Below are 15,271 nucleotides of genomic sequence, written 5' to 3'. Positions count from 1 at the left end.
TAAACAGGCCTTAGCCGCCCTGGCGTCGATCATTGACCCGGCGCGGGGCAGAATTTGCATCGCCGGTAACGACGCAGACGAACGAGGACGCTTCACACGATGATCTCCCCGCTGGAAATGACGCTGTTCCTGCTGCTCGCCTCGGTGGTTGGCGTCGTGCTGTTTCGTTATCTGAATCTGCCGCCGATGCTCGGCTACCTCACGGTGGGCATTCTCGTGGGCCCGCGCTCGCTCGGCATCGTGCCGGACACGCACGGCGCGCAGAACCTGGCCGAGTTCGGCGTCGTGTTCCTGATGTTCTCCATCGGCCTCGAGTTTTCGCTCTCGAAGCTGCGCGCCATGCGCCACGCCGTGTTCGGACTCGGGCTTTCGCAGGTGATGGGCACGATCGTCGTTGCACTCCTGCTCGGGCTCGTGCTGGAACCGTGGGTGCATATCACGTGGCAGGCGTGCGTGGCGCTGGGCGGCGCGCTCGCCATGTCGTCGACGGCCATCGTCAGCAAGATGCTTTCCGAGCGGCTCGAGATCGAATCGGAGCATGGCCGCAACATTCTGGGCGTGCTGCTGTTCCAGGATCTGGCCGTGGTGCCGCTTCTCATCGTGATCGCGGCGTTCGGCGGTTCGTCGGCGTCGCTCGTCGAGTCGCTCGGCACGGCGGCCGTGAAGATCGTGCTCGCGCTCGGCATTCTGCTCATCGTCGGCCAGAAGTTCATGACGCGCTGGTTCAATGTGGTCGCCCGCCGCCGCTCGCAGGAGCTGTTCGTGCTCAACGTGCTGCTCGTCACGCTGGGCGCCGCGTTCATCACCGACAAGTTCGGCCTCTCGCTCGCGCTCGGCGCCTTCATCGCGGGCATGCTGATCGCCGAGACGCCGTACAGGCACCAGGTGGAAGAGGACATCAAGCCGTTTCGCGACGTGCTGCTCGGGCTTTTCTTCGTGACCACGGGCATGCTGCTCAACCCGCACGTGATCTGGCAGCACCCCATCATGGTGGCGGCGTTCTTCCTCGGGCCGGTCGTGATGAAGGCCGTGCTCATCACGGCGCTCACGCGTATTTTCGGCGCCTCGCCGGGCGTGGCCATGCGCACGGGTCTCGGTCTCGCGCAGGCCGGCGAGTTCGGCTTCGTGCTGCTGAACCTCATTCTCGACAAGCATCTGGTCGACGCCACGCTGCTCCAGGCGATCCTCGCGGCCATGCTGCTGTCGATGCTCGCCGCACCGTTCCTGATTCAGAACGCCGACCGCATCGTACTGCGCCTCTCTTCGACGGAATGGATGCAGCAGTCGCTGATGATGACGCGCATCGCCACGCAAAGCATCAAGCAAAGCGGCCATGTGATCGTGTGCGGCTACGGCCGTGCAGGGCAGAATCTCGCGCGCATGCTCGAATACGAAGGCCTTTCGTACGTCGCGCTCGACCTCGACCCGGACCGCGTCGCGGCGGCTGCGGCGGCCGGCGAGTCGGTGGTGTTCGGCGACGCCGCGCGGCGCGAATCGCTCGTCGCGGCGGGCATCCACCGCGCGGCCGCGGTGGCGATCACGTACGCCAATACGCAATCGGCGTTTCGCGTGCTCCATCACATTCACGAACTGGAGCCCACCTTGCCCGTGATCGTACGCACGGTGGACGACGCCGATCTCGAACGCCTGCTCGCCGCGGGCGCGACCGAGGTGATTCCGGAGATCGTGGAAGGCAGCCTGATGCTAGCCTCGCACATGCTGGTGCTGATGGGCGTGCCGATGCGGCGCGTGGTGCGCCGCGTGGAGGAACTGCGCGACGAACGTTACAGCCTCCTGCGCGGCTACTTCCACGGTACCGACGATGTGGGCGAGGACGGTCACGAGCAGGTGCGGCTACAATCCGTACCGGTCGACGAGCGCGCCGACGCCGTGGGCCGCACGCTCGCGGAACTGGGCCTGTACGAGCTTGGCGTCGAGGTGACGGCGATCCGCCGCCACGGCATTCGCGGTGTGGAACCGGACCCATCGACCAAACTGCGCGAGGCCGACATCGTCGTGCTGCGCGGTCTGCCCGAGCAGCTCGCGCAGGCCGAGGAGCGGCTTTCGCGGCATCGCAAGCCGGGCGCGGCCGGTGCGGGCGCGGCGGCGGTCTGATACGCCGTCGTTCGCGCGATCGCGAGACCGCGCCAAGCGGTCCAGCCCCGTTTAAATAACTCTACCGTTCTTGTCTGGTCATTACCCGGAGAAATCATGTCCAACGCACCTGCGAACCCGAGCGCTGAAGCCGCCCAGTTCGTGAACAGCCTGATCCGCACGGTGCCCGACTGGCCTGCGCCGGGAGTGCAGTTCCGCGATATCACGCCGCTCATCGGCCATCCGAAGGGGCTGCGCGTGCTGATCGACCTGTTCGTCGAGCGCTATGTCGATGCGAAGCTCGACTACGTGGCCGGGCTCGACGCGCGCGGTTTCATCATCGGGCCGATCGTCGCGTATGAGCTGAACGTTGGCTTCATTCCGATCCGCAAGATCGGCAAACTGCCGTACAAGACGGTTTCCGAGACCTACAAGCTCGAATACGGCGAAGCGACCGTCGAGATTCACGAGGATGCCTGCAGCAAGGGCGACCGCGTCGTGATCGTCGACGACCTGATCGCCACCGGCGGCACCATGATGGCCGGCAAGCTGCTGCTCGAACGCCTCGGCGCGAGCGTGGTGGAGGGCGCCGCGATCATCGACCTGCCGGATCTGGGCGGCTCGAGGCTGCTCACCGATGCCGGCCTGCCGCTCTTCACCGTGACCGCCTTCGGCGGCCACTGAAACAACCCGAACGCCCACCGTCACGAGTCGATCTCATGCCGAATTTCGCGCTCTTTCTCGCCACCTCCATCGCCATCACGTTCGCGCCCGGTCCCGACAATCTCCAGGTGCTCGCGCGCGGCATTTCGCAGGGCCGCGCCGCCGGGCTCGTGGCCGCGCTGGGTTTCGCCGCGGGCGTGACGTTCCACACCACGCTCGCGGCACTCGGCGTGGCCGCCGTGCTGCGTTCTTCGCCGCTCGCATTCCAGATCCTCAAGCTCGCGGGCGCCGCGTATCTCGTGTGGATCGGCGTGAAGGCGCTGCGCAGCCAGGGCCTCGCCGCCGCCGGCGACAAGCCGCGCCAGCCGCTCTCCGCGATCTTTCGCCAGAGCGTGCTCGGCAACATCATGAACCCGAAGGTGACGCTGTTCTTCGTCGTGTTCCTGCCGCAGTTCGTCGAGCCGCATGGCGCGCAGCCCGTCACGCTGCAGATGCTCGAGCTCGGCCTCGTGTTCATGGCGCAGACGGTCGTCGTGTTCTCCCTCTTCGGGCTGTGCGCGGGCACGATCGGCGGCTGGCTGAAGCGCCGGCCGCGCGCGGGCCTGTGGCTCGACCGCTTGGCCGGCATCACCTTCATCGCCATCGGCATACGCGTCGCCCTGCGCGACTGATCTATGGAGTCCTGATCGATGAGCTTGCCTTGCATTATCGACGCGCGACGCTTCGATGCCGGCGCGCATCTGCCGTTTCACATCGGTGACGAGCGCGTGGGCTGGATACGCGAGAACGACGTGGCGCGGCTCGCACGCTGGCCCGACGTGTTCGAAATCGACGGCGATGCGGATAGCGCCCGCGTGACGCTCGCCCCGCACTTCGATAGCGTCGATGCACGCAGCGCCGCGCTCGGTTCGGTGATCGGCGCACTCGCGGCGCAAGGGCACATTCCCGGCTGGCGCAACGAAACCTATGCGATCCGCAACACCTTCGATGCGCCGCCGCTCGCTTTTATCGAACGTGCGGCCTCGCGCTTTTTCGGCACGATGACGTACGCGGTTCATCTGAACGGCGTCGTAGAATACGCAGATTCCGGTGCGGCCGGCGTAGGCGCGCCCGGTGCGCCGCAATTGTGGATCGCGCGGCGCAGTGATACCAAGGCCACCGACCCCGGCATGCTGGACAACGTCGTGGCGGGCGGCATCGGCTGGGGCTTCGGGATCGAGGCCACGCTCGTGAAGGAATGCTGGGAAGAGGCGGGCATTGCCGAGGAGCTGGCGCGCGAGGCGCGCGCGGGCCGCACCGTGCACGTGCTGCAGTCGCTGCCAGAGGGCACGCAGGCTGAGCAGATCTTCATCTACGATCTCGTGCTCCCGGCCGATTTCGTGCCGCACAACCAGGACGGCGAAGTGGGCGAGCATCGCCTCGCACGCATCGACGAAGCCGCGCGCTGGATCGAGGAGGGCGCGATGACGGTAGACGCGAGCCTTGCGACGCTCGACTGCCTGCTGCGCCGCCGATGGATAGACGAAGACGCGTGCGAGGGCATTGCCGCGATCTTCGAACCGCCGACGCTGTGAAAGGGCGCCGGTTCTTTTAGCAAAGCCCAAAGCCCTTTTAGCAACACCAAGTCTTGACGGGAGTTACCAAGGTCATGTCGACCGATCACAGCTTCATCCTCAAACTGTCGTGCGCCGACCGGCCTGGCATCGTGCACGCCGTGTCGGGCTTTCTGTTCGAGCGCGGCAGCAATATCCTCGACTCGGCCCAGTTCGGCGACAGCCACACGGGCGAGTTCTTCATGCGCGTGCACTTCCAGCAAGTGGGCGGCGACCCGGGCCTCGACGGTCTGCGCAGCGCATTCGAGGCGCTCGCGCAGGAGTTCGGCATGCGCTGGGAGATGCATGACGCGAACGTGAAGCCGCGCGTCGTCATCATGGTCTCGAAGATCGGCCATTGCCTGAACGACCTGCTGTTCCGCTATCGCACCGGCCAGCTGCCTATCGAGATTCCAGCGATCATCTCGAATCACAAGGACTTCTATCAGCTCGCCGCGAGCTACAACATTCCGTTCCATCACTTCCCGCTGCTCGGCGGCACCGAGGCCGACAAGGCCGCGCAGGAAGCGCGCGTGCTCGAAGTGGTGAACCGCGAAGGCGTCGATCTGGTGGTGCTCGCGCGCTACATGCAGATCCTCTCGCCGCAGCTTTGCAAGGCGCTCGAAGGCCGCGCGATCAACATCCACCATTCGTTCCTGCCGAGCTTCAAGGGCGCGAAGCCGTACTACCAGGCGTTCGATCGCGGCGTGAAGCTGATCGGCGCCACGGCGCACTATGTGACGTCCGATCTCGACGAAGGCCCGATCATCGAGCAGGAAGTCGAGCGCGTGGATCACAACATGACGCCGGATCAGCTCACCGCCATCGGCCGCGACGTGGAGTGCGTGACGCTTGCGCGCGCGGTGAAGTGGCACGTGGAGCATCGCATCGTGCTCAACGGTCACAAGACGGTCGTGTTCCGCTGATCTTTGGTTGATCGCGTGCGACACCATGCCGTAGCGTGTTTCATGACACGCTACGGCTTCTCGGACTAATCTTATTGCTCTCCGGCGCGTTCGCATGCATGCGATTTCTCTTCCGCGCCAACTCGTTCCCGCGGTACTACTCCTTAAGTTCTAGTGGCGCATCGTCGCGCACTCCCTGCGGAGAATAGCCCGCACCTTTCGTCTTTCCTACTCTTGTCGCGTCAACTAAACGACAAGAGGGAAATTCATGAAAGCCGCCCCATCTCCGCAGGCGGAACCTGTCGCCGATAGCCGTGCCTGGCGCGTGCTGGGTTCAAGTACCTTCGCGTTCACGATCTGCTTTGCCGTCTGGATGATGTTCGCGATCCTCGGCATTCCGCTCAAAAAGCAGCTTCACCTCACCGATACCGAATTCGGCCTGATTGCCGCGATGCCCGTGCTCACGGGCTCGCTCGCCCGCGTTCCGCTCGGCATCTGGACCGACCGCTTCGGCGGGCGCGTCGTCTTCTTCATCACCATGCTCGCGACCGTCGTGCCGATCTGGCTCGTCTCGTACGCGACGCAACTTTGGCAATTCCTCACGCTCGGCCTGTTCGTGGGGTTCGCCGGCGCATCGTTCTCGGTCGGCACGCCCTATGTCGCACGCTGGTTCCCGAAGTCGCGCCAGGGTCTCGCCATGGGCATCTTCGGCGCAGGCAATTCGGGCGCCGCGCTCAACAAGTTCGTGGCGCCCGTGCTGATCGTCGCGGCCGGCACGTGGACCATCGTGCCCAAGGTCTACGCCGTTGCGATGCTCGTGACCGCGCTGCTGTTCTGGATATTCTCCGCGAGCAACCCGGCGCACCGCGTGCCTGGCACGCAGAGCGTGGCGGCCCAGTTGCGCGTGCTCGCCGACCCGCGTGTGCTGCGCTACGCGCAGTACTACTCGGTGGTGTTCGGCGGCTATGTCGGCCTGTCGCTGTGGATGCCGCAGTACTACGTGAACCAGTACGGCTTCGGCATCGAGCAGGCTGCGTTTCTCGCGGCGTGTTTCTCGTTGCCCGGCGGCGTGCTGCGTGCGGCAGGCGGTTGGCTCTCCGACCGCTACGGCGCCTATCGCACGACGTGGGCCGTGATGTGGGTCGCGCTCGCGTGCTTCTTCCTGCTGAGCTACCCGCCGACCGACTTCACGATCCACAGTGCGCATGGCCCGCTCGGTCTGCATATCAGCACGGGACCGGTGTTCTACACGGTGCTGATGTTCGTCGTCGGCATTGCGATGGCGGTAGGCAAGGCCTCGGTCTTCAAGTTCATCGGCGACGAGTACACCGACAACATCGGCGCCGTCTCCGGCGTCGTGGGGCTGGCGGGCGGTCTCGCGGGCTTCGTGCTGCCGATCCTGTTCGGCCTGCTCGTCGACCTCACGGGCGTGCGTACCACCTGCTTCATGTTGATGTTCGGCGCCACCCTGGTGAGCCTGCTGTTCATGCACTTTTCGTTCCGCCCCGAAGCGCTCGCCCACGGCAGCGCGAAGCTCGCGCACAAGGTTCGAGCCGCGCCGCCGGCGCCGAAGGAAACCACGTACTCCGAATGATCCAACTTGCGCCGCGCGTGCGGCGCCTACTGAACGAGCACAATCATGTCCAAGTATCTCCTGACCCAATGGGAGCCTGAGAACGCCAGGTTCTGGCAGGCTTCCGGCGAGCAGATCGCCACCCGTAACCTGTGGATTTCGATTCCCGCGCTGATGCTGGCGTTCGTGGTGTGGTCGCTGTGGAGCGTCACGGTCGTCAATCTCGACAAGGGCGGCTTTCACTTCACCAAGAACGAACTCTTCTGGCTCACGGCGTTGCCCGCGCTTTCGGGCGCCACGCTGCGCATCTTCTATTCGTTTCTCGTGCCGATTTTCGGCGGCCGCCGCTTCACGGCGATCTCCACGGCGAGTCTGCTGATCCCGGCCTTCGGCATGGGCTTCGCGCTGCGCGATCCGTCCACCTCGTATTCGACGCTGCTCGTGCTCGCCCTGCTGTGCGGTCTGGGCGGCGCGAACTTCAGCTCGTCGATGGCGAACATCAGCTTCTTCTTCCCGAAGGCGCGCAAGGGTTTCGCCACCGGCCTCAATGCGGGCATCGGCAACCTCGGCGTCTCGCTCGTGCAGTTCGTCACACCGATCGTCATCTCGACAGCCGTGTTCGCCGGCCTGCTCGGCGACGGGCACACCTACGTGAAGGACGGCGTCGAGCACAGCATCTGGCTGCAGAACGCCGGCTTCGTGTGGATTCCGCTCATCGTCGTCTCGTCGTTCGCCGCGTGGTTCGGCATGAACGACATCGCCGACGCGAAGGCCTCGTTCAGCGAGCAGGCCGTGATCTTCCGCCGCGCGCACAACTGGATCATGTGCTTTCTCTATGTCGGCACGTTCGGCTCGTTCATCGGTTTCTCGGCCGGCCTCGCGCTTCTCACGAAGGCGGAGTTTCCCGCCATCAACCCGACTGCATGGGCCTTCCTCGGGCCGCTCGCCGGCGCGCTCACGCGCCCCGTCGGTGGCTGGATCTCCGACAGGCTCGGCGGCGCGCGAGTCACGCTGTGGACTTTCCTCGCGATGATCGTCGCGGTGATCGGCGTGATCGCGTTCCTGCCGGGCGGCGCGCTGGGCGGCGCACAAGGCAGCTTCGCCGGCTTCCTCGCGATGTTCGTCGTGCTGTTCGCGCTCACCGGCATCGGCAACGGTTCGACCTTCCGCATGATTCCCGTGATCTTCCTGACGCAGCATCAACGCGCCGCGAAGAGCAAGGGTGATGACGCACAGCGCGGCGCGCTCGCCGAAGCGGGGAAGGAATCGGCGGCGGTGCTCGGCTTCGCGGGCGCGATGGGCGCGTACGGCGGCTTCTTCATTCCGAAGAGCTTTGGCTCGTCGCTCGACATGACCGGCTCGCCGGTCGGCGCGCTCGTGTGCTTCATCGGCTTCTATGTGGTGTGCGCGGTGGTGACGTGGTTCTTCTATGCGCGCCGCAACGCGTCAACGCCTTGCTGAACCGGATTAGTCCTTTGGGAGTAGTGCGAACTCTCCCGTTGATGAATGGGCAGGCAGGTGCCTGCTCGCCATACTCGGAACGATACGAGCGCGAGGCGCCAGGCTTGCAACGCGAGCGGGCGGCGACAGGCGCGATCGATCGATTCCAGCAGCAGTCCCGGAGAACCTGATGAGTTATTTTCTGGACCGGTTGAAGTTCATGTCGCGCGTGAAGTCGACGTTTTCGAAAGGCCACGGCGCGGTGGTGAACGAGGACCGCAAATGGGAAGACGGCTATCGCAGCCGCTGGCAGCACGACAAGATCGTGCGCTCGACCCACGGCGTGAACTGCACGGGCTCGTGCTCGTGGAAGGTTTACGTGAAGAACGGCCTGATCACGTGGGAAACGCAACAGACCGACTATCCGCGCACGCGCGCTGACCTGCCCAATCACGAACCGCGCGGCTGCCCGCGTGGCGCCTCGTATAGCTGGTACGTGTATTCGGCGCAGCGCGTGAAGTACCCGATGATCCGCGGGCGCCTGATCGAGATGTGGCGCGAGGCGCGCAAGACGCTCGACCCGGTCAAGGCATGGGCTTCGATCGTCGAGGACCCGAAGAAGGCGGCGCACTACAAGCGCGCGCGCGGCCAGGGCGGCTTCGTGCGCGCCGGGTGGGACACGGCCACCGAGATGATCGCGGCGGCCAACGCCTACACCATCGGCAAATACGGTCCCGATCGCGTGATTGGCTTCTCGCCCATTCCCGCAATGTCGATGGTCTCGTACGCCGCGGGCGCGCGTTATCTGAGCCTGATCGGCGGGGCGTGCCTGTCGTTCTACGACTGGTATTGCGACCTGCCGCCTTCTTCGCCGCAAGTGTGGGGCGAGCAGACCGACGTGCCCGAATCGGCCGACTGGTACAACTCCACCTATCTCATGGTGTGGGGCTCGAACGTGCCGCAAACACGCACGCCCGACGCCCACTTCTACACGGAAGTCCGCTACAAGGGCACGAAGACGGTGGCCGTGTCGTCCGACTTCGGCGAGATGGTGAAGTTCGGCGATATCTGGCTCGCGCCGAAGCAGGGCACCGACGCGGCGCTCGCGCTCGCGATGGGCCACGTGGTGCTCAAGGAGTTTCACGCTACGGCGAAGTCCGCGTACTTCCGCGATTACGTGAAGCAGTACACCGACATGCCGATGCTCGTCGCGCTCGCGAAGCGCGACGGCTCGCTGGTGCCGGACCAGTTCCTGCGCGCGTCGCAACTCGCCGCGAATCTCGACGAAGCGAACAACCCGCAGTGGAAGACGCTCGCCATCGATTCGACCACGGGCGACATCGTCGCGCCGAACGGCTCGATCGGCTTCCGTTGGGGCGAAGGCGAGCACGACGGCGGCAAGAAGGTGGGCCGCTGGAACCTCGAAATGAAGGACGGTGGCAGCGGCCGCGAAATCGATCCGCGCCTTTCGCTCGTCGATCAGCATGACGAAGTGGTCGAGGTGGGCTTCCCGTACTTCGGCGGCGAACATGGCGCGCTGCTCGCGCGCCGCGTGCCCGTGAAGCGCGTGGCGCTGGCGGACGGCACGAGCGTGCTGGTCGCCACCGTCTACGACCTGCAGATGGCCAACTACGGCGTCGACCACGGGCTTGGCGGCCCGAACGTCGCGTCCTCGTATGACGACGACGTGCCCTGCACGCCAGCATGGCAGGAGAAGCACACCACGGTGCCGCGCAAGCTCGTGATCCAGGTGGCGCGCGAGTTTGCCGACAACGCCGACCGCACACGCGGCAAGAGCATGGTGATCGTGGGCGCGGCGCTCAATCACTGGTACCACAACGACATGATCTACCGCGGCATCATCAATCTGCTGATGATGTGCGGCTGTATCGGCCAGAGCGGCGGCGGCTGGGCGCACTACGTGGGCCAGGAAAAGCTGCGTCCGCAATTCGGCTGGGCGCCGCTCGCGTTCGCGCTCGACTGGTCGCGCCCGCCGCGCCAGATGAACGGCACGTCGTTCTTCTACAACCACACGAGCCAGTGGCGCCACGAGAAGGTGAGTCTCGACGAGATCCTCGGCCCCGGCGCGGACCGCGAACGCTACAAGAATCTGTCGATGCTCGACCTCAACGCGAAGTCCGAGCGCATGGGCTGGCTGCCTTCGGCGCCGCAACTGGGCGCCAATCCGCTCGACGTGGTGGATGCCGCGCAGCGCGCGGGCGTGCCGCCAGTGCAATACACCGTCGATCAGCTGAAGTCGGGCGCATTGAACTTCGCCTGCGACGATCCCGACAACCCTGCGAACTTCCCGCGCAACATGTTCGTGTGGCGTTCGAACATCCTGGGCAGTTCGGGCAAGGGGCACGAGTATTTCCTCAAGTACCTGCTCGGCACGCAGAACGCGCTGTTCGGCGACGAAGCCGACACGATCAAGCCTTCCGAAGTGAAGGTGCGCGAAGCGGCCGAAGGCAAGCTCGACCTGCTCACCGTCCTCGACTTCCGCATGAGCACCACGTGCCTGTACGGCGACATCGTGCTGCCCTCGGCCACGTGGTACGAGAAGGACGACCTCAACACGTCGGACATGCACCCGTTCATCCATCCGCTTTCGGAGGCGGTGCAGCCGTTGTGGGAGAGCAAGACCGACTGGGAGATCTACAAGGCCATCGCGAAGACGTTTTCGGAGATCGGCGGCGCGCATCTGGGCAAGCGCACGGACCTCGTGTGCACGCCGCTCATGCACGACACGCCGGGCGAACTCGGCCAGGCGTTCGAGCCGAAGGACTGGCGTCTTGGCGAATGCGATCTGATCCCTGGCAAGACCGCACCTTCGATGACGCTCGTGGAGCGCGACTATCGCGAGATCTACAACAAGTTCACGTCGGTCGGGCCGCTGCTCGAGAAGCTGGGCAACGGCGGCAAGGGCATCAACTGGAACACCGTGCACGAGGTGGGCGAGTTTGCCCGGCTCACGGGCATCCAGCAGAACCGCGGCGCGGCCGAGGGGCGCCCGCGTCTGGAAACGGCCATCGACGCCGCCGAGATGATCCTCACTTTCGCGCCGGAAACCAACGGCCACGTAGCGGTGAAGGCGTGGGACGCGCTCTCGAAGATCACGGGCCGGAATCACACGCATCTGGCCGAAGGCCGCGAGCACGACAAGATCCGCTTACGTGACGTGCAGGCGCAGCCGCGCAAGATCATCTCCGCGCCCACGTGGTCGGGGCTCGAATCGGAAGAGGTGAGCTACAACGCAGGCTACACGAACGTGCACGAGCTGATTCCCTGGCGCACGCTCACGGGCCGTCAGCAGTTCTATCAGGATCACCGCTGGATGCTCGATTTCGGCGAGGGCCTGTGCAACTACAAGCCCGCCATCGACACGAAGACGACCTCGCCGATGCTCGGCGCGAAACCCAACGGCGAGCACGAACTCGTGCTGAACTGGATCACGCCGCACCAGAAGTGGGGCATCCACTCCACGTACACGGACAACCTGCGCATGCTCACGCTCTCGCGTGGCGGCCCGCACGTCTGGGTCTCGGAAGCCGAGGCGAAAGAAGCCGGGCTCGTCGATAACGACTGGGTCGAAGTGTTCAACGTGAACGGCACGCTCACCGCGCGCGTCGTGGTGAGCCAGCGCGTGCCGCGCGGCATGTGCCTCATGTATCACGCGCAGGAAAAGATCATCAACGTTCCCGGCGCGGAAACGAGCGGCATGCGCGGCGGCATTCACAACTCGGTCACGCGCACGGTGCTCAAGCCCACGCACATGATCGGCGGCTACGCGCAACTCGCGTATGGCTTCAACTACTACGGCACCGTCGGCAGCAATCGCGACGAGTACGTGATCGTGCGCAAGATGAGGAAGGTCGAGTGGCTGGAAGGCCCGATGAAGGAAGGAGCAGCATCATGAAAATCCGCGCCCAGGTGGCGATGGTCCTGAACCTCGACAAGTGCATCGGCTGCCATACGTGCTCCGTCACGTGCAAGAACGTGTGGACGTCGCGCGATGGCGTCGAGTACGCGTGGTTCAACAACGTCGAGACGAAGCCCGGCATCGGCTATCCGAAGGAATGGGAGAACCAGGAGAAGTGGAACGGCGGCTGGGTCCGCAACCCGAACGGCAAGATCGAGCCGCGCCAGGGCCCGAAGCTCAAGGTGCTGGCCAACCTGTTCGCCAACCCGAACCTGCCCGGCATCGACGACTACTACGAGCCGTTCACGTACGACTACGAGCATTTGCAGAAGGCGCGCCTCTCGCAGACGCCGCCCACCGCGCGCCCCGTGTCGGTCATCACCGGCAAGAAGATGGACAAGATCCATTGGGGTCCCAACTGGGAAGACGACCTGGGCGGCGAGTTCGCCTCGCGCAGCCGCGACAAGCTGTTCGAGAACGTGCAGAAGGAGATGTACTCGACCTTCGAGAACACCTTCATGATGTATCTGCCGCGCCTGTGCGAGCACTGCCTGAATCCCGCGTGCGTGGCGTCGTGCCCCTCGGGCTCGGTGTACAAGCGCGAAGACGACGGCATCGTGCTCGTCGACCAGGACAAGTGCCGCGGCTGGCGCATGTGCATCTCGGGTTGCCCGTACAAGAAGATGTACTTCAACTGGAAGAGCGGCAAGGCCGAGAAGTGCATCTTCTGCTATCCGCGTATCGAGGCAGGGCAGCCGACCGTCTGCTCGGAAACGTGCGTGGGCCGCATCCGCTATCTGGGTGTGATGCTTTACGACGCGGACCGCATCAGCGAGGCGGCCTCGGTTGAATCGACGCGGGATCTGTATCAGTCGCAGCTCGACGTGTTCCTCGATCCGCACGATCCCGCCATTCAGGCCGAGGCGCGCCGCCAGGGCGTGCCGCAGAGCTGGCTCGACGCCGCCGTGCGCTCGCCCGTGTACCGCATGGCGGTCGAGTGGAAGATCGCGTTCCCACTGCACCCCGAGTACCGCACGCTGCCGATGGTCTGGTACGTGCCGCCGCTGTCGCCGATCCAGTCGGCCGCGGACGCGGGCCATATCGGCATGGACGGCGTGATTCCCGACGTGGCGAGCCTGCGCATTCCCATGCGCTATCTCGGCAACCTGCTCACCGCCGGCGACGAAAAGCCCGTGATTTCGGCGCTCAACCGCATGCTGGCGATGCGCGCCTACAAGCGCACCCAGGCCGTGGACGGCGTGAACGACAACGCGGTTCTCGCGCGCGCAGGCCTCACACCCGAGCAGGTCGAGGACATGTACCGCACCATGGCGATCGCGAACTACGAGGACCGCTTCGTCGTGCCGTCGTCGCACAAGGAAATGGTCGAGGACTCGTTCAACGAGAAGGGCAGTTGCGGCTTCTCGTTCGGCAACGGGTGTTCGGGCGGCGTTTCCGAGGGTTCGCTGTTCGGCTCGAAGGTCGAAGGCAGCGTGGCGTATGTCGATATGCCGAAGTCGCGTCGCAAGACGCCGTCTGAAGCTTGAGCGGGAGGGCATCATCATGTCGATTTATCCGGTTCTCTCCGCGCTGCTCGATTATCCCGAGCAGCCCTTGCTCGACGCGCTCGACGAGATCGAAGCCGCGCTCGAGGCCCTGCCGAACGGTGCATTCGCAGCGCGCGAACTGGCGCCGCTCATCGCGGCGCTGCGCGAGCGCTCGCTCGTCGAGTCGCAGGAGGCGTACGTGGCCACCTTCGACCGCAATCCGCGCCACTCGCTGCATCTGTTCGAGCACGTGCACGGCGAGAGCCGCGCGCGCGGCCAGGCGATGGTCGATCTGCTCGACGAATACCGCAGCCATGGCCTCGACGTCGCGACGAGCGAGTTGCCCGACTACGTGCCGCTCTTTCTCGAAGTGCTCGGCCTGATTGGCGAGGACGAGGTGCGCGCGCTGCTGGGCGAGGCGATTCACGTGCTCGCGGCGCTCGGCAATCAGCTCGAGAAGAGCGAAAGCCCGTACGCGGGCATCTTCACGGTGCTGTGCGAGCTGACCGATGTCGAGCCGCTGCCGCTCGTGGACGCCCCCGTGCGCGACATGGACGAGGCGCTCGAACGCTTCGGCACCGGCGCGGACGGCGTGGAGCCGCTCGTGCACGCGTTCGGCGCGAGCAACTCGCCGCAGGTCGTTCAATTCCACCCGCGAGCGCAGTTTGCCGCGACCACTGCGACCACCGCGGCTGCCTGCGCAAAGGAATCGCCATGAACACGTTCAATCAGTTTTTGTTCGGCATCTATCCATATATTGCCGCCGCCATCTTCCTGTTCGGCAGCCTCGCGCGCTTCGAGCGGGAGCAGTACACGTGGAAGGCGGACAGCTCGCAGCTGCTCTATCGCGGACATTTGCGGCTCGGCAATATCCTCTTTCACGTCGGCGTGCTCGGGCTCTTCTTCGGGCATCTGTTCCGTCTGCTCACGCCCGTCGCCGTGTGGGACTGGCTCGGCGTGCCGCACGCGGTCAAGCAGCTCGTGGCGATGGTCGCGGGCGGCGTGATGGGCTCGATGTGTCTGGTGGGCCTCGCGATCCTGCTGCACCGGCGGCTTTCGAATGCCCGCGTTTCGGCCGTGACGCGCGTGGGCGACAAGGTGCTGCTGTTGTGGCTGCTCGTCACGCTGCTGCTCGGGCTGAGCACCATCGGCGAATCGGCGAGCCACATGGACGGCGCGATGATGGTGCGGCTCATGACCTGGGCGCAGCACATCGTCACGTTCCGCGGCGACGCAGCGAGCTACGTGGCAGAAGCACCGCTCATCTTCCGCATGCACCTCTTCATGGGCATGACGCTGTTCGTGATCTTCCCGTTCACGCGGCTCGTGCACGTGTGGAGCGGGTTCGCCTCGATCACCTATCTGTCGCGCGCCTGGCAGCTCGTGCGCAGCCGCTAGCGGCCAACGTTTGCCTCTGGACGGCCGTGGGGATGGCCGTTCATTGCGGGGAGCGAGACCCACTCGCATTCCCCGCTTTTTTTCGCGATGCGCCCAGGTCAGGGGCGGCGCGACGTGGTTCGCCAGGACTCGCCCGGGAG

General features: G+C 65.1%; 11 protein-coding genes. All 11 read left to right on the top strand.

The genetic code is table 11. The features are described 5' to 3' along the window. Positions 1–99 precede the first annotated feature (99 nt). The 11 genes from AB4Y43_RS10850 to narI all read left to right on the top strand — a co-directional run bounded on the left by AB4Y43_RS10850 (position 100) and on the right by narI (position 15,131). Positions 100–2,115, top strand: coding sequence for a cation:proton antiporter (locus tag AB4Y43_RS10850; protein WP_069264848.1), 2,016 nt, complete (start codon positions 100–102; stop codon positions 2,113–2,115). Between the two features lie 96 nt (positions 2,116–2,211). Next, positions 2,212–2,778 carry an adenine phosphoribosyltransferase gene (locus tag AB4Y43_RS10845; RefSeq protein WP_069264845.1) on the top strand — a complete coding sequence of 189 codons (567 nt, stop codon included), beginning with the start codon at positions 2,212–2,214 and terminating at the stop codon, positions 2,776–2,778. A gap of 35 nt (positions 2,779–2,813) precedes the next feature. Beyond that, on the top strand, positions 2,814–3,428 hold the full coding sequence (locus AB4Y43_RS10840; RefSeq protein ID WP_368727802.1) for a LysE family translocator: 615 nt from the start codon (positions 2,814–2,816) through the stop codon (positions 3,426–3,428). A gap of 18 nt (positions 3,429–3,446) precedes the next feature. Continuing rightward, complete coding sequence (locus tag AB4Y43_RS10835; protein WP_069264841.1) at positions 3,447–4,331, top strand: DUF4743 domain-containing protein; 885 nt, start codon at positions 3,447–3,449, stop codon at positions 4,329–4,331. A 74-nt stretch (positions 4,332–4,405) separates the two neighbouring features. Then, positions 4,406–5,275 carry a formyltetrahydrofolate deformylase gene (gene purU / locus AB4Y43_RS10830; protein ID WP_368727801.1) on the top strand — a complete coding sequence of 290 codons (870 nt, stop codon included), beginning with the start codon at positions 4,406–4,408 and terminating at the stop codon, positions 5,273–5,275. 247 nt (positions 5,276–5,522) lie between these two features. Beyond that, the gene (locus tag AB4Y43_RS10825; protein WP_368727800.1) at positions 5,523–6,848 is read left to right on the top strand and encodes a nitrate/nitrite transporter; all 1,326 of its coding nucleotides are present in this window, start codon (positions 5,523–5,525) and stop codon (positions 6,846–6,848) included. A 45-nt stretch (positions 6,849–6,893) separates the two neighbouring features. After that, complete coding sequence (locus AB4Y43_RS10820; RefSeq protein ID WP_368727799.1) at positions 6,894–8,288, top strand: NarK family nitrate/nitrite MFS transporter; 1,395 nt, start codon at positions 6,894–6,896, stop codon at positions 8,286–8,288. A gap of 169 nt (positions 8,289–8,457) precedes the next feature. Further along, positions 8,458–12,183, top strand: coding sequence for a nitrate reductase subunit alpha (locus AB4Y43_RS10815; RefSeq protein ID WP_368727798.1), 3,726 nt, complete (start codon positions 8,458–8,460; stop codon positions 12,181–12,183). Then, the gene (gene narH / locus AB4Y43_RS10810) at positions 12,180–13,733 is read left to right on the top strand and encodes a nitrate reductase subunit beta (protein WP_368727797.1); all 1,554 of its coding nucleotides are present in this window, start codon (positions 12,180–12,182) and stop codon (positions 13,731–13,733) included. Before AB4Y43_RS10815 ends, narH begins: the two co-directional genes overlap by 4 nt. A gap of 16 nt (positions 13,734–13,749) precedes the next feature. Beyond that, positions 13,750–14,451, top strand: a complete 702-nt coding sequence (gene narJ / locus AB4Y43_RS10805; protein WP_368727796.1) for a nitrate reductase molybdenum cofactor assembly chaperone — start codon at positions 13,750–13,752, stop codon at positions 14,449–14,451. Further along, positions 14,448–15,131 (top strand): respiratory nitrate reductase subunit gamma, encoded by a 684-nt coding sequence (narI, locus tag AB4Y43_RS10800; RefSeq protein ID WP_368727795.1) that lies wholly within the window; start codon positions 14,448–14,450, stop codon positions 15,129–15,131. The genes narJ and narI overlap by 4 nt, the downstream gene beginning before the upstream one ends. The last annotated feature ends 140 nt before the right edge of the window (positions 15,132–15,271 follow it).

The organism is Paraburkholderia sp. BR10872 (assembly GCF_040965835.1).
GTDB classification, from domain to species: Bacteria; Pseudomonadota; Gammaproteobacteria; order Burkholderiales; family Burkholderiaceae; genus Paraburkholderia; species Paraburkholderia nodosa_A.
This window is presented reverse-complemented; position numbering and strand designations above follow the sequence as displayed.